The sequence below is a fragment of the Mesorhizobium sp. WSM4840 genome (assembly GCF_055811755.1).
Window position 1 is genome coordinate 1 of sequence record NZ_JBVVQD010000061.1, and the last position, 17,979, is coordinate 17,979.

General features: G+C 58.8%; 20 protein-coding genes and 3 pseudogenes. 12 read left to right on the top strand and 11 right to left on the bottom strand.

Features of this window, described 5'->3' with window-relative positions:
* Window positions 1–566: 566 nt before the first annotated feature.
* From AC0L3I_RS35700 to AC0L3I_RS35720, 5 genes are all read right to left on the bottom strand, one after another.
* Window positions 567–1,250 (bottom strand): hypothetical protein, encoded by a 684-nt coding sequence (locus AC0L3I_RS35700; RefSeq protein WP_473530075.1) that lies wholly within the window; start codon window positions 1,248–1,250, stop codon window positions 567–569.
* A 758-nt stretch (window positions 1,251–2,008) separates the two neighbouring features.
* Entirely contained in the window at window positions 2,009–2,938 is a 930-nt protein-coding gene (locus tag AC0L3I_RS35705) for a TauD/TfdA dioxygenase family protein (RefSeq protein ID WP_473530076.1), read from the bottom strand.
* Between the two features lie 352 nt (window positions 2,939–3,290).
* Window positions 3,291–3,572 (bottom strand): DNA -binding domain-containing protein, encoded by a 282-nt coding sequence (locus tag AC0L3I_RS35710; protein WP_095482617.1) that lies wholly within the window; start codon window positions 3,570–3,572, stop codon window positions 3,291–3,293.
* A gap of 258 nt (window positions 3,573–3,830) precedes the next feature.
* Window positions 3,831–4,079, bottom strand: coding sequence for a DUF982 domain-containing protein (locus AC0L3I_RS35715; RefSeq protein WP_125007211.1), 249 nt, complete (start codon window positions 4,077–4,079; stop codon window positions 3,831–3,833).
* Window positions 4,080–4,287: 208 nt separating this feature from the next.
* A complete protein-coding gene (locus tag AC0L3I_RS35720; protein ID WP_473530077.1) occupies window positions 4,288–4,590 on the bottom strand; it encodes a DUF982 domain-containing protein in 303 nt (100 codons plus the stop codon).
* Between the two features lie 367 nt (window positions 4,591–4,957).
* Between AC0L3I_RS35720 and AC0L3I_RS35725 the strand changes: the two genes are divergently transcribed.
* Both AC0L3I_RS35725 and AC0L3I_RS35730 read left to right on the top strand, forming a co-directional pair.
* A complete protein-coding gene (locus AC0L3I_RS35725) occupies window positions 4,958–5,662 on the top strand; it encodes a DUF309 domain-containing protein (RefSeq protein ID WP_473530078.1) in 705 nt (234 codons plus the stop codon).
* A gap of 298 nt (window positions 5,663–5,960) precedes the next feature.
* Complete coding sequence (locus AC0L3I_RS35730) at window positions 5,961–6,425, top strand: Ros/MucR family transcriptional regulator (protein ID WP_473530079.1); 465 nt, start codon at window positions 5,961–5,963, stop codon at window positions 6,423–6,425.
* A 186-nt stretch (window positions 6,426–6,611) separates the two neighbouring features.
* Here the strand turns inward: AC0L3I_RS35730 and AC0L3I_RS35735 are convergent, their stop codons facing one another.
* The 4 genes from AC0L3I_RS35735 to AC0L3I_RS35750 all read right to left on the bottom strand — a co-directional run bounded on the left by AC0L3I_RS35735 (window position 6,612) and on the right by AC0L3I_RS35750 (window position 8,350).
* Entirely contained in the window at window positions 6,612–6,866 is a 255-nt protein-coding gene (locus tag AC0L3I_RS35735) for a hypothetical protein (RefSeq protein ID WP_473530092.1), read from the bottom strand.
* A 51-nt stretch (window positions 6,867–6,917) separates the two neighbouring features.
* Window positions 6,918–7,166 (bottom strand): DUF982 domain-containing protein, encoded by a 249-nt coding sequence (locus AC0L3I_RS35740; protein WP_473530080.1) that lies wholly within the window; start codon window positions 7,164–7,166, stop codon window positions 6,918–6,920.
* Window positions 7,167–7,286: 120 nt separating this feature from the next.
* Window positions 7,287–7,601, bottom strand: coding sequence for a DUF982 domain-containing protein (locus AC0L3I_RS35745; RefSeq protein ID WP_473530081.1), 315 nt, complete (start codon window positions 7,599–7,601; stop codon window positions 7,287–7,289).
* A gap of 485 nt (window positions 7,602–8,086) precedes the next feature.
* Complete coding sequence (locus tag AC0L3I_RS35750; RefSeq protein ID WP_473530091.1) at window positions 8,087–8,350, bottom strand: DNA -binding domain-containing protein; 264 nt, start codon at window positions 8,348–8,350, stop codon at window positions 8,087–8,089.
* A 460-nt stretch (window positions 8,351–8,810) separates the two neighbouring features.
* On the opposite strand from AC0L3I_RS35750, the pseudogene AC0L3I_RS35755 reads away from it, so the two are divergent.
* Window positions 8,811–9,184: pseudogene (locus tag AC0L3I_RS35755) on the top strand (TCP-1/cpn60 chaperonin family protein); the annotation flags it as partial.
* Between the two features lie 118 nt (window positions 9,185–9,302).
* Entirely contained in the window at window positions 9,303–9,653 is a 351-nt protein-coding gene (locus tag AC0L3I_RS35760) for a hypothetical protein (RefSeq protein ID WP_473530082.1), read from the top strand.
* A 26-nt stretch (window positions 9,654–9,679) separates the two neighbouring features.
* Here AC0L3I_RS35760 and AC0L3I_RS35765 read toward each other — a convergent pair.
* A pseudogene (locus AC0L3I_RS35765) lies at window positions 9,680–9,778 on the bottom strand (IS5/IS1182 family transposase); the annotation flags it as partial.
* A gap of 7 nt (window positions 9,779–9,785) precedes the next feature.
* Window positions 9,786–10,343, bottom strand: coding sequence for a CDP-alcohol phosphatidyltransferase family protein (locus AC0L3I_RS35770; protein ID WP_473530083.1), 558 nt, complete (start codon window positions 10,341–10,343; stop codon window positions 9,786–9,788).
* A 103-nt stretch (window positions 10,344–10,446) separates the two neighbouring features.
* Here AC0L3I_RS35770 and AC0L3I_RS35775 point away from each other — a divergent pair.
* The 8 genes and pseudogenes from AC0L3I_RS35775 to AC0L3I_RS35810 form a co-directional block, all read left to right on the top strand.
* Window positions 10,447–10,900, top strand: a pseudogene (locus tag AC0L3I_RS35775) (isocitrate lyase/phosphoenolpyruvate mutase family protein); the annotation flags it as partial.
* Window positions 10,901–11,248: 348 nt separating this feature from the next.
* Complete coding sequence (locus AC0L3I_RS35780; RefSeq protein WP_473530084.1) at window positions 11,249–12,178, top strand: TauD/TfdA dioxygenase family protein; 930 nt, start codon at window positions 11,249–11,251, stop codon at window positions 12,176–12,178.
* Between the two features lie 23 nt (window positions 12,179–12,201).
* Complete coding sequence (locus AC0L3I_RS35785; protein WP_473530085.1) at window positions 12,202–13,287, top strand: ABC transporter substrate-binding protein; 1,086 nt, start codon at window positions 12,202–12,204, stop codon at window positions 13,285–13,287.
* A gap of 60 nt (window positions 13,288–13,347) precedes the next feature.
* Window positions 13,348–14,172, top strand: a complete 825-nt coding sequence (locus AC0L3I_RS35790) for an ABC transporter permease (RefSeq protein WP_473530086.1) — start codon at window positions 13,348–13,350, stop codon at window positions 14,170–14,172.
* Window positions 14,162–14,950 (top strand): ABC transporter permease, encoded by a 789-nt coding sequence (locus AC0L3I_RS35795; RefSeq protein ID WP_473530087.1) that lies wholly within the window; start codon window positions 14,162–14,164, stop codon window positions 14,948–14,950. Before AC0L3I_RS35790 ends, AC0L3I_RS35795 begins: the two co-directional genes overlap by 11 nt.
* Complete coding sequence (locus AC0L3I_RS35800) at window positions 14,947–15,786, top strand: ABC transporter ATP-binding protein (protein ID WP_473530088.1); 840 nt, start codon at window positions 14,947–14,949, stop codon at window positions 15,784–15,786. The genes AC0L3I_RS35795 and AC0L3I_RS35800 overlap by 4 nt, the downstream gene beginning before the upstream one ends.
* A gap of 479 nt (window positions 15,787–16,265) precedes the next feature.
* The gene (locus AC0L3I_RS35805) at window positions 16,266–16,976 is read left to right on the top strand and encodes a sulfotransferase family 2 domain-containing protein (RefSeq protein WP_473530089.1); all 711 of its coding nucleotides are present in this window, start codon (window positions 16,266–16,268) and stop codon (window positions 16,974–16,976) included.
* 725 nt (window positions 16,977–17,701) lie between these two features.
* Window positions 17,702–17,979, top strand: a 278-nt coding sequence (locus AC0L3I_RS35810; RefSeq protein ID WP_473530090.1) for a co-chaperone GroES, incomplete at its 3' end; no start/stop codon positions are given.

Consider the following 17,979-nt stretch of genomic DNA (forward strand, 5'->3'; position numbering starts at 1 on the left):
AAGCCCGGTGACGGCTTTAAGGAGAGGACGCGCCGAAGCATTCGCACCAATGTGGCGCCGATGTTTCCAGCGCCGATCATTCCGATCCTCATAGGGGTGTTCCTTTCGTAAATATGGAAGAGCGCCCGCCTCAGTCGCGGACTCGGGCGCCTCGAAGATGCGCCCCTTTCTCGCGCAGTGTCGAGAGTGTCAATAACAAGCACGCCTTATTTGGCCGGGGCGCTGATGGCCAACGACCGCTTTTTCGTCGCAAATATCCCGAGACCTTCGACACGTTTTGCGACTGCGACAAAAGGTCCGCTTTGCGGGCTTAGCCGCGAGGTGGCCCCTAGCGTCTTGACACAGCCGCCGTATCAAGAACCCAAGCCGGGTGGCACCTCTGGCAGGCTGATGAAAACAAGTCACTTGAAGGAGTTCGCCATGCGCAAGATCGCCATGGATTCTCACGCCCTTATTTCAGCACTGCCGCTCGCCTGCCCGACTCGGCCGGGGTCAGCCTTCACCGCCAAACTGATTGGCGCGGCGACGTTCCTATCGGGTCAGGCGAAGCTTCTCGAAGGTGCCGCTCATCTCGTTGCCCTGGCCCGGTCCATCGCCCTCTCAGTCTCGCGATTGGCGGAGTTGCTCTTGAGGCGCGAGCCGGCGAGCTCGAGGAGCGCGTAGGCTATCTCGTCCTCGGTCCAGCCGGATTCCGCTGCCCGCTCAGCCAATTCCTGAAAGGCCGGTTCCAAGGCGAGCTGGCATTGAAGACCGCGATCTGGATGGTCGACCGGGCAGCTTGGTTCCACGATCACAACTTTTGATCGCTTCATTGCAGGCCATGGGCTCTCGCCCCTCTCCTTTTGCCATACGAGGCGCGCCAGCTCACGTGTCGTTGGCGCGCGCCACGGCAACCGCTTCATCTTGTCGACCAGCCGCTCCAGCGATCCGGCGCTTTCCAACTCCGCAAAGAAATGATGCGGTGTGACGCTACCGAGCCGGTGCATCTCGGCCAGGTTCCAGATATACGGATAGTCGACCATGAAATCGGATCGAGGCGAGGCCTTGGACGGTTCAGCCTTGGTCAGGATGCCGCCGCCCACGAGCCGATCAGCCTTCTCGATGATTTGACGCACCCTCGATTTCGACAGGCTATGTTCCTGCGCCAGGTCGGCGAAACTCTTGCCCTTCAGAAAGCCTTCTACCAGGGCGACATTCCTATCGACGGTCGGGCTAACCCCCCAACAGGCGCGAAGTTTTTCCAGTATCATTCCGTTCGTTCATCCGGTTGTTCGCCCCCCTTGCAAACCCTACCCGGCCAAATCGGCGCTTGGAAGACAAGACTAATATCATGGCGTACGTCCGCTGCGAAAACTGCCAACTGACATAAACGAACAGCGACTTCTGGGCTCGGCACCGATGCGGCCGACGGTGATTATGTGAATACGAAAGATGCGGGCGATCACCACGATCGTTGTTGACCGCCGACCTCGCGAATGTCGGCTTCGACGGCACACGTCGAGGCTCGATCCATCAGGATCGGTGTCGACGATTCTATATTTGAGGAACCGAAATTCGTTTGACTCGCGCAATTCGCTGTACGTGTACGGCGTATCATCGCAAGCGCGGGATTGCGACATCCTGCGAAGTGCCCGCTTTGCTGGAATGGATTTTGGGGAAGTAAAAAGGCCCCTGCGCTGGGTCGCGCGCCGGGGCCTTCAGGCATGTACGAGCTACCAGCATGTCCAGTTATGATCGTGCGCTATTATAATGAACAAACGGTGAATGATCGCTATCCGAGGTGCAGGCGGGCGAGATGGTGGGGCGGTGAGGGACCTGTACCGCAGCGGCGAGGCCACGAGCAGCGACCCGAGCCATGCGCCACGCTGCAGGATCTCGATTTCGGGCCAAGCCTCGAGCCAGCAACTCGCCTTGCCTCTCGGAAATCATAAGGCTTTGTGGGGCGGTTAAGCCGCGCGATATGGCCGCGGCGATACGAAGTTTAATCATCTTTCCCCTGTTCAGACGGTCAGGCTGCCTTCGCCGCCGGCTTAGCTGCCTTGACATGGGTTATACTGCGGCGACCGTCGACGCCGACCGGAACGTCACCGTCAACCGTAGCGCGACGCACAACCCGGTGCTGGTCGCCATAGTCGTTGACCGCATAATGCTGGGTAGCACGGTTGTCCCAGATAGCGACGTCAACTACTTGCCAGCGCCACCGCACGGTATTTTCCGGGGCAGTGACGTAGGACTGGAACACCTCATGGAGCTTGGCGGAATCGCTCTTGGAAAGGCCGACGAGGCGCTGCACGAAATTGCCGAGCAGCAGCGACTTCTCCCCGGTTTCCGGATGGACGCGCACGACCGGATGCTCGGTCTCGTAGATCGTCGATGTGAAGACTTCCTCGAAGTGCTTCTTCTCTTCGGCTGTGGCGCGCGGGCGCACAGCCGCGTAGTCGTAGGCATTGCTATGAATAGCCCACAAATTGTCCGCCAATATTTTGAGCGGCGCCGGCAGATTCTCGTACGCGGCGTGCGTGTTGGACCAGATCGTGTCGCCCCCCGCCGCCGGAATGACGACGCCACGTAGGACCGAGAATTTCGGATAGGCATCGACGAAAGTCACGTCGGTATGCCACTGGTCTGCCCTGCCACCGCCACGGCCGGAATCGAGATTGAGAATTGAGGCCGTGCCGGCTGCCGGTCCCTGCGTGGGATGAGGTACAAGGTCACCGAGACGCCGCGCGAACAATTCCTGCTCCGCATCGTCGAGATGCTCCTGGCCGCGGAAGAAGATCACCTTGTGTTTTAGAAGAAGTTGGTTGATGGCTGCTATCGCTGCGTCCGAAAGGTCCCCGCCAAGGCGGAAGCCTCTGATTTCAGCTCCAACACGGCTGGTCAGCGGTACAACGTCGGAGTCAGGAATGGTCTGGTTGACAAGGACTGGATTGCTCATGGGGATCTCCTGATTGATCTTGGAAGGGGACAGCAAGTCACATCCGGCCAGCGGATGTCGCGCGGCGTTGAAAGTCTCATCGCGAGTCAACAGAGCTATTGAACAAGATAATCGACTTAAACATAGAAATAATGTTCCAAATTAAACTGGCTCGACGAAAGAGCCGTCTCCGTTGCTCCGGTCTCGGTGTTGAGTTATCTCTGGGCAAGGAAACGGCGCGAGATGGGGGTTTGATGGTGCAAGATCCAGCGCCGGATCAGGAAGGCCATCGCGGAAGCAACGGATCGCCTTGCTAGTGGACGCCTGGACCACTCTGCTGCTGGGGAGCGCGGGGGCTGCCGCCCATTCTCCGTTATCCCGCGAACAATTCCTTGTACCCTGTCGTCACCATCCAGTTCGCCCGATCAAGATGGCTTCGCGCGGCTTTGCGGGCGCGCTCCGGTTCCTGTACCGGATCGATGCCGAGGATCTCCTGCGCCATCTCCTCATAGCTGGCATCATCAGCGGCCGCATCCAGGAACCTCAGGTACAGCGTGTGGTGCTGCTTATCGTAGGTGGTCAGGCTGTCGGACCATGGCACTTCTTCCTGGATTGCCGGTTTCGTTCCGACTTTCATGGCAGTTCGGTACTCCATCATTATTTCAGTGGGATATTCCTTCGACAGGTTAGCCAAAGCAGACAGCAATCATAGTCCTAAATGACGATCCCTGGTCTCTCCGCAAATGTCCCGCCGCGGCCGTGCTTCGGGACAGCTTCAATATTCTGCCGCCCAGCCCAGGCTCAACGGCGGCAGATCCTCGAGTTCCCTCCGTGTGGACGGCGTGCGCGCGAGGCGCGGCAAACTTGCAGCCATGCCGAGATGAACGAAATTCATGAGCGCGCGTCCAAGCTCTCAATCGCTGCGCAGAATCTTTGCTTCGAGCGCGGCTGCCACAAAAGCACGCCGAGCGACTGGTGGATGAGCCTCACCTCGCAACACCTGCAGACAGGCGTCCATTGCTGCCTTGCGCTTCGCGGTCTGACGATGGAGATGCCGCAGCAGGATGTTGGACGCGTCATTGACATCGAACACGACACGCTCCGAACTGTGACGGCTAACTTGAACAACGACTGGCCTTTCAAATCTGCTCGAGCCGGTCATCACTCCCCCTCTACACCCAGCGGCGACAGCCTCGCTCGCATTTATTTCCTTAGCCGAAAGATTCGGCTGCACCCTCGCAGCTAAACTTGGTCGCTGGCGTCCAAGAGATCGTCATGACGCTGTCTGGTTCATGTCGGGTGGCGCGGGATTTGGCTAGCTCGATCTCGACAATGTCGCCTTGCTCCAGTGTCGCACAGTTTGTGGAAGCCTACGCCTGCACCTTTCCGCTGCCCGCCTTGCACGCAGCGATCCACTGCATGGCTGAGGTTGGGTCCTCCAATATCGCAACTGGCTTTGCAAAGCCGACAAAGGCATTTCTGGCAGCGTCCACCGGTATGTGCCCAGCATATGCATCACAACATGCCCTCAGGGCGGTCTCGTAGGTCAGGTCTCTGCGATCCTCGGGCCACTCATTGAGAATATCGATAGCGTCCGCAAGACTGGCAATCTCTTGCACGATATAGCTGGCTCGCTTCACGAAAATGGGGCTGCTAAAAGCCTCAGCGTTCATTCGTTCCCCTCCACCTGCTCCATAGCCAATTTGCACGACCCGGGCCGCATCGACGCGCGCCGACCATTTGCAGAAATGTGCTGTCAGGGCGATGACGATTCAAGAGGAAGAAGACGCGTGATCTGCATCCTCGGTGAGCAGTTCGGCTGCGCATCACCGCGAAGTCCGGCGAAGCCTGCTCAGGCATCTATCTTCCTTCCTGGCCTGATCTGAGGAGAACATACCCCCGGGTGCCGTCATTCTCTAACGGCGGATGAACCACACAAATTGAAAGGCCCCGTTTAACTGCCGAGCTACAATATGACCGCCTGCGAAGTGAGGGCCCGCATGAACTGCCCGATGACCGCCGACGCAACCTCGCAGCTTCGTGAGATCTGACTGGCTGACAACTATTTGCCAAGACATTCCTGATGCGGCGGCTATGTACGGAACTGAGCATCTGTTCAGGGCCACGGTGTGCTATACGGCTTTGATGGCCATTGGTTCGATGTTGCGCCGGCGCTGGCTGCCGGAAAAGAGCTTTCCATCCTATGCGTATCTGCCGGGCAGGCAACCGCATCCCGTGCGCGACCCCGCGGGACATAGCTACAATAGCGAAGCCATGCCGTTGGCGGCAGAGGCGTCGCTGGACGCAGACATATTCCTTTGGGGTCTCGACCTCTTCAACCATGGTTATTACTGGGAAGCCCATGAGGCGTGGGAGGGTCTGTGGCAAGTTGCAGCCCGAGGCGCTCCGCTTCGGACGCTCTTCAAGGGATTGATCCTGTTATCGGCGGCCGGCGTGAAGATCCGCGAGGGCAAGCAGGCGGCGGCGATGCGTCATGCCGCACGCGCCGCGGCGCTCCTTCGTCGGCTGAACACGGCGGATCATACCTTCGAGCGTGCGCTCGGCATATCACCTGCAGCGCTCGCCGAATACGCAGAAGCCGCGGCACGGATCCCGGCAGCCTTGCAGGCGACAGCGCTCGGTCAGCCCCAACCCATGTTTGACTTCATTCTCGGACCAAGCCGGCGAAAGGCTGATCAGCTCGCAAAAAAACAAACAGTCATCCGTAGAAGTCGCCGGGAATAGACCGGACCAGTTGGGCCAATGTCACTGACGAACGACGAATGCCAGGTTTCGTTCACCTGGCCGTATTTTCGTGTAGCGCGGAATTTCGTCACGTTGTTTTCGGAATTACAAAAGCTCAAGATGGCGTGGCTGCATATCGGTTCCGGCGCCTGGCAGCCGAAACGATTTCCGGGAGGAACGCCTATTAGCAATAGCTTATGGCGATACTTGTGCTGCCGAGACATTTATTGCCTTCAGCCACAACCATCACTATGTAGCGGGGCTTCGCCTGCTGTCTTCAAGCCAACCGGAGAATTTCATGACGGAAGAAGCCGATCACAACCTCGACGCCCTCATCGAGCTTACCGCCGATGTCGTCTCAGCCTATGTCTCGAACAATCCGGTCCCGGTGGGCGATCTCCCCGCCCTGATCGGCCAAGTACATGCAGCACTGAAAGGAACGGCCGGCAGCGTTTCCGCAGAACAGCCGCAGGCTCTCAAGCCTGCTGTTCCGATCAAGAAGTCGGTGATGGCGGACTACATCATCTGCCTTGACGATGGAAAGAAGTTCAAATCGCTAAAGCGCCATCTGTCGACCCACTATGGCCTCACGCCGGACGAATATCGCGCCAAATGGGGCCTGCCGGCGGACTATCCCATGGTCGCGCCGAATTACGCCGCTGCGCGCTCGGCCTTAGCCAAGACCATGGGTCTCGGCCGCAAACCGAAAGAGTCGGAAACGCCGGCGCCGGCGAAGCGGACCGGCAAGAAGGTCGCAACTTGACTTTATCTCTCGAGGGTCGTTCTGGAGCGCGCAGCTGCTATCGGCATGATCTGCGCAGAATAGGAAAGGCGGGGGACCAAACCACGCCTTACCTCGCGTTCATTCGCTCTTGCCGGGACGCAGGAGAAAATTTCAGCCAGCTTTGCTGAGGCTACCGGCAGAGGACTTGCCAGTGCGGCGGTCCTGTTAGATCTCATAGTTGATCTTCTGGCGGTCATTCAGCGTCGAGAGGCCAGCGCGTTCGACAGCGGAAATGTAGTTCGGCCGGATGCGCGGACGAAGATTCAAGATCAGCATTGGCGGGATGAAACCGAGCGAAATGCAGGGACAAAATCCGGTTAATGAGTTAGCGAAACCAGTTCGGGCGCGCTCGCCTGTCCATGAAAACAAGCGCCCCGTCTTGAAGGAACACCGTGACAGGGTGAACCACACCGTGCTCATCGGTTGTCCCGACCCGAAGATAAACGAATCCTTTGGGCCAGCGTCGAGCATCTAATCGCAGCGCAGGATCTTTGCTTCGAGCGCGGCTGCCACGAAAGCTCTTCGAGCAGCTGGTGGATGAGCCTTACCACGCAATACCTGCAGACAGGCATCCATCGCTACCCTCCGTTTCTCGGTCTCACGATGAAGATCTCGCAGCAGGATAGCGGCCGCCTCATTGACATCGAGTACGATACGCTCTGAACTGTAGCGGCCAACCCGAACAACGACCGGCCTCTCAAATCTGCTCAAGCCGATCATCTCTCCGCCCCCCAAAGGCGACCATGCGTCAACAGGCTCAGTTCGTCTTCTTTACCGAGCCGAGCCGGTTCTGCTGCGATTGTGAAATGTTGACAGAATGTCCTTTTGAAGGGCCCCGCGCTAGCCTCGCCGACGCCTAGGCTCGCACTTTTCCACTGCAAGACTTGCAGCAGCGAGCCACTGCATGGCGGAGGCAGCATTTTCCAAGATGGCGGCCCGGTTCGCAAAGCCGGAAAAGCGTTGCGCGCCGCACTCAGGTTTTCGCCCATCGTATGCATCAAAGCACGCCTTGAGGGCGGCTTCGTGGATCAGATCTCTGCGATCATGTGGCCATTCATTGAGGAAATAGACAGCGTCCGCAAGACTGACAATCTCTTGCACGATGTACCCTGCACGTCCCACGAAAAACCGGCTGCTGAAAGCCTCAGAGTTCATTCGATTCTCCCGACCTGCTGAACAGCTGGTTTGCGTGAACAGGCACCTCATCGACATCCGCCGACCATAGCAAAGTGTGCTGTCAGGGCGATGACGATTTCAAGAGAAAGTAGCGGCGAGAAGTCCCCGATAGGCGAGCAAGCCGACTCCGCTACTCCGGTGGCTCACCCAGTGGCATATCTACGGTCCCGACGAAGAACCATTTGGACATCGTCCGGCTTTGACCCGCCACCAGAACACGGCTTCATCTTCTCCGCCTTGCTGCACCGGCCAGGTATGACGAGCGGCCGCCGCTGACCTGCATGGCCACTCACAGACGCATCGGCGCAGCGAATCTTCCGCCTGTACGAGGAGCGGAGTTTGACAATGAATAGACGTCAGCGGAAGCCTGCAATCCCGCAGGCCCGGATGTCATGCCATTCTTGTGGCGGACGCCGTGATCACGTCTGAACAAGCAGCGTGTGTCGCCGCCCGTTCACCCTCATTTACGCGAACAACTCCTTGTAACCGGTCGTCATCATCCAGTTCGCCCGATCGAGATGGCTTCGCGCTGCTTTCCGCGCGCGCACCGGCTCTTCCGCCGGATCGATGCCGAGGATGACCTGCGCCATCTCCTCATAGCTGGCATCGTCGGCGGACGCATCCAGAAACCTCATGTAGGTCGTGAAGTGCTCCTTGTCGTAGGCGGTCAGGCTGTCCGACCAAGGGACTTCATCTTTAAGACCTGAATTAACGTCTCGGTATTTCATCACGATATCGGGCTCCGGGAACAACTGGTCGAAGATTTCGCTTCGACAGGCTACCCGGACCGAGGAGAATATTGTCTCAAGACCACATTCCGATCATGGTCTGCAGGTGCCTGCCGAAGCATGAGCGCTCCTTGTGGCGATGCAACTCCAGGTTAGGGATGAAATGCAAAAAGCTCAAGACTGTTCGGCTGGCCGTCGATTCCGGCCGACTGCTCGGCCATCAATTTCACATAATTTCACATTCCAAACAAAGACGAAAGTCGGCCTAGAGCTTAGGTCGAAAAGCGCTTACCAGCTGACCGCACTTATTGCGAAGAAATGCGCCACCCACCGCGGCAAGAACGCCAAAAGCGTCGGATCGTGGACCCTCGCGGGCGGTTTCCTACAAAACTGGTTGAGGCGCAGGATATTCATTCCAGAATATTTTGCTCTTCGCTCTATCCTCGTCCGCCCCCCTCGCTCCAACCAGACCGCTGGCATCAGCATCGTGCGTCGCGCGCTGCAGGCCCCGGCTCGCCAGATCGCGGCCAACGCCGGTGCGGAAGCATCGATCGTTGCCGGCAAGATCCTCGAGAACAACGGACCTTCGGCTTCAATGCCCAGACCGGCGAATATGGCGACATGATCGCCATGGGTATCGTCGATCCGGTCAAGGTCGTGCGCACAGCTCTCCAGGATGCGGCCTCGGTCGCCGGCCTGCTGGTCACCACCGAAGCCATGATCGCGGAGGCTCCGAAGAAGGAGTCGGCTGGCGGCGGCATGCCTGCCGGCATGCCCGGCGGCGGCATGGGTGGCACGGGCGGCATGGGTGGCATGGGTGGCATGGACTTCTAAGGTCCACGTACCTCAACAATCTCGATGGGCGGCAGCGATGCCGCCCCTTCTTCGTGCCCATTCCGCCAGTTGTCAGTGACTCGCAAGACGGGGTATATGCCCGCCAAGGTTGGTGCTTATGCTTGAACGGATTCTGCCTTTTTTCGTGGGGCTGGCTTTACTGTTGGGTAGCGGCTGCGCGCGCAGCGATGATGGTACGGTGATTATTCCGAGACCGCTTGATGCCAGGCGATTCTTTGACAAAGAGCCGCCCCACCTGCAGCAGCCACAGATCGAAACCAGCGTGTTTCCGGTTGCGCCGCAGGAGCCGGAAAGGCTCGAACCGCGCCGTACGGCAAGTCACAAGACATCAAACAGACGCGCATCGCGGATCGCAAGTCCTCCGCTTTCCTCTTATGAGCCGCACAAGCCGCTTGTCTGCAAGAACGTCAGCGAGCCCGGCAAGCGATACCGTGTGGTTTGCGAATAGGGCACTTGGTTTCGGATCAGGTTGTGCCCGGCCCGCTCGCGGTCGTCCATCAGGGCGGTGTTGTGGATCGTGTGAAACAGCATCACCCGTACAAAGCGCCGGAACCACCAGTAGACCGTCTGCCACGCGGCATCAAATTGCCCCCCGGTGAATGAGGATAACCGACGCAATCACCGCGAAGAGCGTGATCGCCAGGTACATGGCCCTGTTCGGCGACGGCACGCGAACCGTGGCGACGTGGGAAGCGCTCAAAAGAGCGAAGACGATGTTCACGGCTGGCAGGAACGTCCCCGAGGACATGAAGGGCTGGACGAGGACCAATGCTGCCATCAAAGGAATGTCGTAGGAGAGCGGCACACCGAAAAACCGGCCATCATCGGACTTTCCGAAGTTCGCGAAATAGCTCAGGCGAATGGCGCCGGCGAGCAACAGCGCCGTGGCGACGAAGAAGGAGACGAGGGACGCGCCATTTAACTGCACGACGACGGTCGCGGGAAGGATGGCGCCATAGATGATGTCGCCGAAACCGTCGAGGCTCTTGCCCATTTTCGCCATGTCCGGCGAGCGGTTTCGGGTTCTCCTAGCGACTACCCCGTCCAGGTGATCCGCGAGGACGGCCCACAAAGCAGCGCCGACCGCCAGCTCGATCTGCCCCGCCAACGCAAAATAGAGAGAGCAATCGAGGAGCACAATAGCCCGACCGTGGTGATGGCATTGGGGGGATCAACGAGGTAGCGAAGCATTTTTTCACTCTCCCAGACTTGGTCGTCAGCATGCGATTTCCCGTGCCGTCATGAACATGGCCTTTCTGATGGAAGCACATGACGGCATTCCGCGGCGATCGCCGAACGCGCCGGGTTCAAGGGCCTCTGGGCTTCCGGGCTTTCGATCTCCTCAGCTCTCGGTTACCGGGATGCCAACGAAGCGAGCTGGACGCAGGTCGTCGACGTCGTCTAACGCATGGTGGATGCGACCCATTCCGGTCCTCGTCGACGGCGAAGTGGATTAGCAACGATGCATCTAGGCGCCAGGAAACTCCAGCAGCGTGGCGCCGCCGGCATTTGCCTCGAGGACAAGGGCTTCCCAAGATGAACTCCTTCCTCGGCAACAGACATCCGCTGGCCAATATTGACGAATTCTCCGGCCTTCTTAAGGCTGTCAGAGGCACGACCTGATCCGATTTTATCCTAGTTGCCCGTATCGAAGCTCTAATCGGCGGCCATGGCATGGACGAAGCGCTGCTTCGATATCGGATCGGAGTGCCAGGGGCCGCGAACCAGGCAGAATGTGACATTCCAGCGCTTGAGCGGCAATGTGCGAAGAGCGCAACACCGATGCCGCTTCCGACAAGATTGATGATCGAGTCCGGCCCTGTTCGCAGAATGGCAGTTTGAGAGAATTCATGAGCCGCAGCACAGGAATGAGGCTGCTGTTTCGCGGGACCGCAACTATTTAGAAAATTCTGTCTATGGATTTTGTAGATTGTTCTATTCCATAGCTCTGTCGACTTTTCGCGACGAGACTTTCAACGCCAGCGGACGTCGCGCTGGCGGATGCGACTTGCTGTCTTCTTCAAGATCAACCAGGAGAATCCCATGAGCAATCCAGTCCTTGTCAATCAGATCATCCCCGAGTCGGACGTTGTGCCGCTGACCGGTCGTGTCGGAGCCGAAATCAGAGGCATCCGCCTTGGTGGAGATCTGTCGGACGCGACCATAGCATCCATCAACCAGCTTCTTCTGAAGCACAAGGTCATCTTCTTCCGCGGACAGGAGCATCTCGACGATGAGGAACAGGAACTGTTCGCCCGCCGTCTGGGTGACCTTGTCCCTCATCCCACACAGGGACCGATTGCTGGCACCGCCTCGATCCTCAATCTCGATTCCAGTCGCGGCGGCGGCAGGGCGGACCAGTGGCACACCGATGTGACCTTCGTCGATGCCTATCCGAAATTCTCGGTTCTGCGCGGCGTTGTCATTCCGCTAGCGGGAGGCGATACGATCTGGTCCAACACCCACGCCGCGTACAACAGCCTGCCGGCGCCATTGAAGCTATTGGCCGACAATCTTTGGGCGATCCACAGCAATGCCTACGACTACGCGGCCGTGCGCCCGCGCGCCACCGCTGAGGAGAAGAAGCACTTCGAGGAAGTCTTCACCTCGACGATCTACGAAACCGAGCATCCGGTCGTGCGCGTCCACCCGGAAACCGGAGAACGGACGCTGCTGCTCGGCAATTTCGTCCAGCGCCTCGTCGGATTGTCGAAGAGCGATTCTGTAAAGCTTTACGAGGTGTTCCAGTCCTACGTCACCGCCCCGGAAAACACCGTGCGGTGGCGCTGGCAGGCAGGTGATGTTGCCATATGGGACAACCGTGCCACCCAGCATTATGCGGTCAACGACTATGGCGACCAGCACCGGGTCGTGCGCCGCGCAACCGTTAACGGGGACGTTCCGGTCAGTGTCGACGGCCGCCGCAGCGTGATCCATGTCAAGGCAGCCAAACCAGCCGCGAAGGCCGCCTGAGCGGCCGAACAGGGGGAAAGACCATGAAACTTCACATCGTCGCGGCGCTTGCCGCACTTCTCACCTCCGTCGGCTCAGTCTCAGCCGAGGAATTGACGATCCGCTTCGGCCACCCCGGTGTTGGCCTTGATAACAGGCAGTATTCGCTGGGGGATGCGACATCCTATGCGCGGGCCCGGGAACTCATCGAGAAGGAATTCGCCCCAGACAAGGACATCAAGATTGAGTGGACATTCTTCCGCGGCGCCGGTCCGGCGGTCAACGAATCCGTTGCGGCAAAACAGCTCGATTTCTTCCTGCTCGGTGACCTGCCGGCGATTGTCGGCCGGTCACGCGGGCTCGATCACAAGTTCGTTTTCGCCACCAGCCGGCATGAGCCGATTTATCTCGCCGTACCGGCCGACAGCGATATCCAATCGATCGACGACGTGAAAGGCAAGAAGGTCGCGCTGTTCAAGGGGACCAATCTGCAACTCGCCACGGATCGCGTCTTGTCGGTCCACGGTCTCACGGAGAAGGACGTCCGCTTCATCAACCTCGACACCAACGCTGCCATACCGGCACTCACCTCCGGCAATGTCGATGCCGTGTTTGGCGGTCCGGAATATCTGGCGCTGGCGAAGAAGGGGATCGTCAAGATCGTCTACACGACCAAGGGAGACGATCCGACACTCGGGCGGAATACGTCCTATCTGGTCACCACCGCCTTCGAACAGGCCCATCCTGATGTGACGCAGCGCGTGGTCACCACTTTCGTGAAGGCCGCGGCCTTCGCCTCCGATCCGGCCAACAAGGATGAGGTCTTCGATGGTTGGGCTCTGTCGGGCTTCCCCAAGGACGCCTTCGAAGCGGATATCGAGGGCGATACGCTCGCAAACCGCCTCAACCCGCTGATCGATGACTTCGTCATCGCCCGCTACAAGGACCAGGTTGCGCGGGCAAGGGCCTATGGGTTGATCAAGGGCGACGTCGACGTTGATAACTGGCTGGAGCCGAAATACCTGCAACAGGCGCTCAAGGAGCTGAAGCTGGAGAATTATTGGTCAAGCTACGACGCCGACGGCAACATCGCCAAGCTCGGCGATCTCAACAAGAAGCAGACCAACTGAATGTCGATAGAGCCGCCCGCGCTACCGGCGCCGGCGGTCCTTTGTCAATGAGGGCGAGAGATGACCTTGACCGCTTCGGCCCCTCGGCCTGTAAAGCAAAGATTGACCAACCTGTTGCCGGCTTTGACCGACGTGGCCTACGCGATCTCGTTGCCACTTGTCCTGTTATTCGCGTGGGGACTTTCCGCGCGTCTCGGCTGGCTTCCAGAGCAGATCCTGCCTGCTCCCCAGGTGGTTTGGGCAATGGTCGTCGAGCTGTGGCGTGATGGGTCGCTCATCGAGCACACCGTTCAGAGCCTGCGGCGCGTCGCCGTCGGTTTCACGATCGGCGCGCTGTCGGGTCTCCTCGCCGGGGCGGCCCTCGGGCTCCTGCCCGGGATCAGAGCATTCGTCTGGCCGGTCTTCACCGCCGTTGCACAGGTCAACACGCTGGCTTGGCTGCCGCTCCTCGTTTTGTTCGTCGGCATCGACGAGGAGCTCAAATATGTCTGCATCGCGTGGTCGACGGCGATACCGGTGATATTGGCGACCACACGCAGTATCGCCACTATCTCCCCGAACCTTGTGGAACTCGGTCGCGTCCTCAATTTCACACCGTTGCAGCGGGTGTCGGCAATTGTCCTACCGGCCGCGCTGCCGTCGCTGTTCACCGGCCTTCGCGAAGGATTGGCCGCCGCCTGGCAGAGCCTGGTGATTGTCGAGCTGTTCGCGTCGTTCGAAGGGCTTGGCTATCTGATGACTTGGGGCCGCCAGCTTTTCCAGCTGGAACTTGTCATCGTCGCCATGCTGGTCATCGCGGCGATCGGCCTGTCGCTGAACGCCATTCTCGAATACCTCGAACGCTTCGTCCAGCCTTGGAAGACGGAGGCACCCCATGGCCGCTGACACCTTGCCCGCCCGGCCGCTTCGAAACGTGGCACGGCACTGGCGCCCGTTTGCAGCTTTCGGGGCTGTCTTCTTGCTCTGGCTGGCGGCCGTCCGCTTCGGCTGGGTCGATCCTCGCTTCCTCCCCTCGCCGGAGGCTGTCGCCGCGCGCGCCGGAACGGAGTTCACCACCGGGACGCTCGCCTTCGATATCGGTGAAAGCCTGCGACGAAACCTCACCGGCTTCGCGATTGGCGCAACGGCAGGGCTCTTCCTCGGTCTGTTGCTCGGCTTTTCACGCACGGTGGAGAGGATCGTCGGCCCAACCTTGCTGGCTTTTCGCCAGATTGCGCTTTTCGCCTGGGTACCGCTCTTGTCCGTATGGTTCGGCGGCGCGGATGCGGGAAAGATCGCCTTCATCGCCGTCGCCGGATTCCAACCGGTCCTCATCAACACTTGGCAGGGCGTGAGAGGACTGCCGCCGGCCTATCGGGAGCTGTCGAACGTGCTGATCTTCAGCCGGATCGACTTTGTCCGTCTCGTTGCCCTGCCTGGCGCCCTTCCGGCCATTTTCACTGGCCTGCATGCCGGCCTGATCTACGCTTGGCTCGCCACGCTCGGCTCGGAACTGTTTCTCAATGTGACGCCCGGAATCGGCGGCCGGTTGAATGAGGCGAGCCAGCTCTTCGAGATGGATCTGCTCTTTCTCGGCATCCTCCTCCTGGCCTTGATTGGCCTCTTCTACAACAGTTCGGCGCACTGGCTGGAAACGTGGTTACTCAGGAGAAGAACGAGATGAACCAGATATCCCCATCGTCCGCCTTCCAGGCCAACGTGGCGCCTGCCCTTGAAATTCGCGGGCTCGACAAAAGCTTCACCGTCGCCGGGCGACAGGTGAAGGTGCTGGCTGACGTCAACCTTTCCGTCGGGCATGGCGAATTCGTCACCATCGTGGGAGCCTCAGGCTGCGGGAAGTCCACCCTGCTGCGGCTTATTCTCGGCCTGGATCTTGACTACGGCGGGGATATTTTTCTCGACGGCACGCGCGTCCATCGGCCAGGTCTCGATCGCTCGATTGTCTTCCAGGATCACAGGCTGTTGCCCTGGCTCACAGTCGACGGAAATGTCTCAGCCGCTCTTCGCCGCAGTCCGCTGTCGCGGACCGAGAAGCAGGAAACCGTGCGCCAGCATCTCGAACTCGTCGGCCTGACGCAATTTGCCAAGGTCTACCCCGCGCAGCTGTCGGGCGGAATGGCGCAGCGCGTTGCCATTGCGCGCGCGCTCGTCAACCGGCCGCGTTTCCTGCTCCTTGACGAGCCGCTTGGCGCGCTGGACGCCTTGACGCGTTTGAGGCTGCAGGATGAACTCAAACGCATCGTTCAACAGGACGGCACGACGGCGCTGCTGGTCACTCATGATGTTGACGAGGCGGTTCATCTCGGGCATCGGATCGTGGTCATGCAGCCCCATCCCGGCCGCATTGCCACCATCCTTTCTATTCCCGAGCCAGCGCGGTTGGACCGCTCGAGCCCGGAGTTCATCCGTCTGCGGGACAAGGTTCTCGGACTTCTGGGCGTCGGTGCCGCGGCACGCCAGATGCCGAAACAAGCCGGAGCGGCGGAGTCATCTCGGTGAAAAAGTGTAAGCCGACCGCGCCGGCGATTTACCGATCAGCTATGAGCTGAGCCGCTTCCTCATCGCCAACCACAAGGACAGACAATTCCTCTGCTCGAGACAAGATTTCTGGACGCGTCGGCGAAGGAAGGCGCGGCGAGCGAAGATCGAGGTCGAAGCAAACCGCTTCTCTTACCTGATTCAGGCCGCCGCCGAGTGCCACCGGTTTGAGAAATGCACAACTGGGATGGCGAAAATAATTTAGTAGTTGGAGCGAGGAGGAGAAGGAGCGGGTTGTCGCCGAGCGTAGCGGGGGTCCGCTGTCGGCCCGTGACCGAGGTGAAGAAGAGAGAAGTGCCAGCACACCATCGGCATGGCCCAACACTATCGAAACGCGGCTGCGTTGTGCGATTGCCGCCTCTTCGCTTCCGGGCTGGACCTGTACGTGGAATCAGCTATCACAGCCGGGGTCACCTTCGGGATCGGAGTCAATAAGGTCCATGATTATCTCACATCAGCACAACTTCGTGCTGCTCGCGCCGTGGAAAACGGCCAGCTCAACCGCGCATGCTCGTCTTGAGGCTCTCAATGAAAGCCCGTACAGCCGTTTTTTCCACTTTAACCCATTTCTCAACCGTGTAGTTCATCAACACATTACCTACGCCGAATTCGCATCGCTCCCTGAAAGTAGGTTAGGCTACAGGGTTGCCGCGTTTGTCAGAAATCCATACGACAGGGCTTACTCGGGGTTCTTGCAGTTACAGCGTGATATTAACCTTCAACCGTCGCTTGAATTCCCAGCCGAATGGATAAAAGCTTTAGTAATGAAACAGCTGTCCGAGAATCAAACTAAAATATTTGAGGCGCGCTATGACTTCGACCTTTGGATTCAGCTATTGCAGGATTACGAAGTTTTCGAGGTGGGGCGAAATACGAACCTGCCTATACACCCGGCGAACTACTGGACCCACTATAATGCCATGCAGGCAGTCGACTTCGTTGGGAAGGTAGAAGAATTCGAAGCTGATTTCGCTGCATTCTGCCGCCTCGTGGACATCGATGTTCCGGAGCAGATCAACGAAAACGTATCTAAACAATTTCCCGTAGGAGATCGATATAGGTACGCAGCACAGATGTCTGCGTCAAGTATTTCTAGAATAAACCAATTGTTCAAATCCGATTTCGATCTCTTTGGATATGCCAAACTTTGACTTTATGCAGCTTACGCCACGAGAGGCTTCAAAGAAAAACTCAATCGCCTGGGTGGTGCGCTACTGTGTCCGAGCAATAAGGTGGCCAAGCTCTGGCAGAGTCGACGAGATCGTGCTCGGTTAAATTCCAGACGAAGGTGTTTCGGCGCGTCGCGCAAAGCGCCTGCTGCAGCGAGCAGGATCCGGTAACAATCACGCAGAGCCGTCCCCGGTCGAGTTCATTGCCAAGACAGTAGGGTCAGTGGAAAATGCTCTTGCCCCATGATTTCGCCTCGATAGGCTACCCCAACCCGAGGGGAATATCGTCTCAAGACGACATTCCGATCATGGTCTGCAAGTGCCTGCCGAAGCGATGAGCGCTCCTTTTGGCGATGCAACTCCAGGTTAGGGATGAATTGCAAAAAGCTCAAGACTGTTCGGCTGGCCGTCGATTCCGGCCGACTGCTCGGCCGTTAATTTCACATAATTTCACATTCCAAATAAGACACAAAAGTCGGCCCAGAGCTTACGGCCGAAACGCGCTTAGGCGGTGGGATGCGCCGTAATGGGGGCCAGGCTTCCGTGCCGATTCCAAATCTTTTGGCTCTTCGGCCGTCCGCTCATCGGTCTTGACTAGTCCGAACCTACAGCCTATCTCACCGCCACGTTAGCACTCCCCCAAGATGAGTGCTAACCAGGCTCCGGCAACGGAGAACCTTTCAACCTCCGCACCAGGGATATCCAAAATGGCAAAGTCGAATTTCCGGCCGCTTCATGACCGCGTGGTCGTACGCCGGGTTGAATCCGAATCCAAGACTGCCGGCGGGATCATCATCCCCGATACGGCGAAGGAAAAGCCGCAGGAAGGCGAGATCATCGCCGTTGGTTCCGGCGCCCGCGACGAAGCCGGCAAACTCGTCCCGCTGGACGTCAAGGCCGGCGACCGCATCCTGTTCGGCAAGTGGTCGGGCACCGAAGTCAAGCTCAATGGCGAAGACCTTCTGATCATGAAGGAATCCGACAT

What these genes read in the sequence shown, in the direction of transcription:
- AC0L3I_RS35700 (WP_473530075.1), bottom strand. Translation starts at nt 1,250, where the DNA reads ATGATACTGGAAAAACTTCGCGCCTGTTGGGGGGTTAGCCCGACCGTC.
- AC0L3I_RS35705 (WP_473530076.1), bottom strand. Translation starts at nt 2,938, where the DNA reads ATGAGCAATCCAGTCCTTGTCAACCAGACCATTCCTGACTCCGACGTT.
- AC0L3I_RS35710 (WP_095482617.1), bottom strand. Translation starts at nt 3,572, where the DNA reads ATGGAGTACCGAACTGCCATGAAAGTCGGAACGAAACCGGCAATCCAG.
- AC0L3I_RS35715 (WP_125007211.1), bottom strand. Translation starts at nt 4,079, where the DNA reads ATGACCGGCTCGAGCAGATTTGAAAGGCCAGTCGTTGTTCAAGTTAGC.
- AC0L3I_RS35720 (WP_473530077.1), bottom strand. Translation starts at nt 4,590, where the DNA reads ATGAACGCTGAGGCTTTTAGCAGCCCCATTTTCGTGAAGCGAGCCAGC.
- AC0L3I_RS35730 (WP_473530079.1), top strand. Translation starts at nt 5,961, where the DNA reads ATGACGGAAGAAGCCGATCACAACCTCGACGCCCTCATCGAGCTTACC.
- AC0L3I_RS35735 (WP_473530092.1), bottom strand. Translation starts at nt 6,866, where the DNA reads ATGAGCACGGTGTGGTTCACCCTGTCACGGTGTTCCTTCAAGACGGGG.
- AC0L3I_RS35740 (WP_473530080.1), bottom strand. Translation starts at nt 7,166, where the DNA reads ATGATCGGCTTGAGCAGATTTGAGAGGCCGGTCGTTGTTCGGGTTGGC.
- AC0L3I_RS35745 (WP_473530081.1), bottom strand. Translation starts at nt 7,601, where the DNA reads ATGAACTCTGAGGCTTTCAGCAGCCGGTTTTTCGTGGGACGTGCAGGG.
- AC0L3I_RS35750 (WP_473530091.1), bottom strand. Translation starts at nt 8,350, where the DNA reads ATGAAATACCGAGACGTTAATTCAGGTCTTAAAGATGAAGTCCCTTGG.
- AC0L3I_RS35760 (WP_473530082.1), top strand. Translation starts at nt 9,303, where the DNA reads ATGCTTGAACGGATTCTGCCTTTTTTCGTGGGGCTGGCTTTACTGTTG.
- AC0L3I_RS35780 (WP_473530084.1), top strand. Translation starts at nt 11,249, where the DNA reads ATGAGCAATCCAGTCCTTGTCAATCAGATCATCCCCGAGTCGGACGTT.
- AC0L3I_RS35785 (WP_473530085.1), top strand. Translation starts at nt 12,202, where the DNA reads ATGAAACTTCACATCGTCGCGGCGCTTGCCGCACTTCTCACCTCCGTC.
- AC0L3I_RS35790 (WP_473530086.1), top strand. Translation starts at nt 13,348, where the DNA reads ATGACCTTGACCGCTTCGGCCCCTCGGCCTGTAAAGCAAAGATTGACC.
- AC0L3I_RS35795 (WP_473530087.1), top strand. Translation starts at nt 14,162, where the DNA reads ATGGCCGCTGACACCTTGCCCGCCCGGCCGCTTCGAAACGTGGCACGG.
- AC0L3I_RS35800 (WP_473530088.1), top strand. Translation starts at nt 14,947, where the DNA reads ATGAACCAGATATCCCCATCGTCCGCCTTCCAGGCCAACGTGGCGCCT.
- AC0L3I_RS35805 (WP_473530089.1), top strand. Translation starts at nt 16,266, where the DNA reads ATGATTATCTCACATCAGCACAACTTCGTGCTGCTCGCGCCGTGGAAA.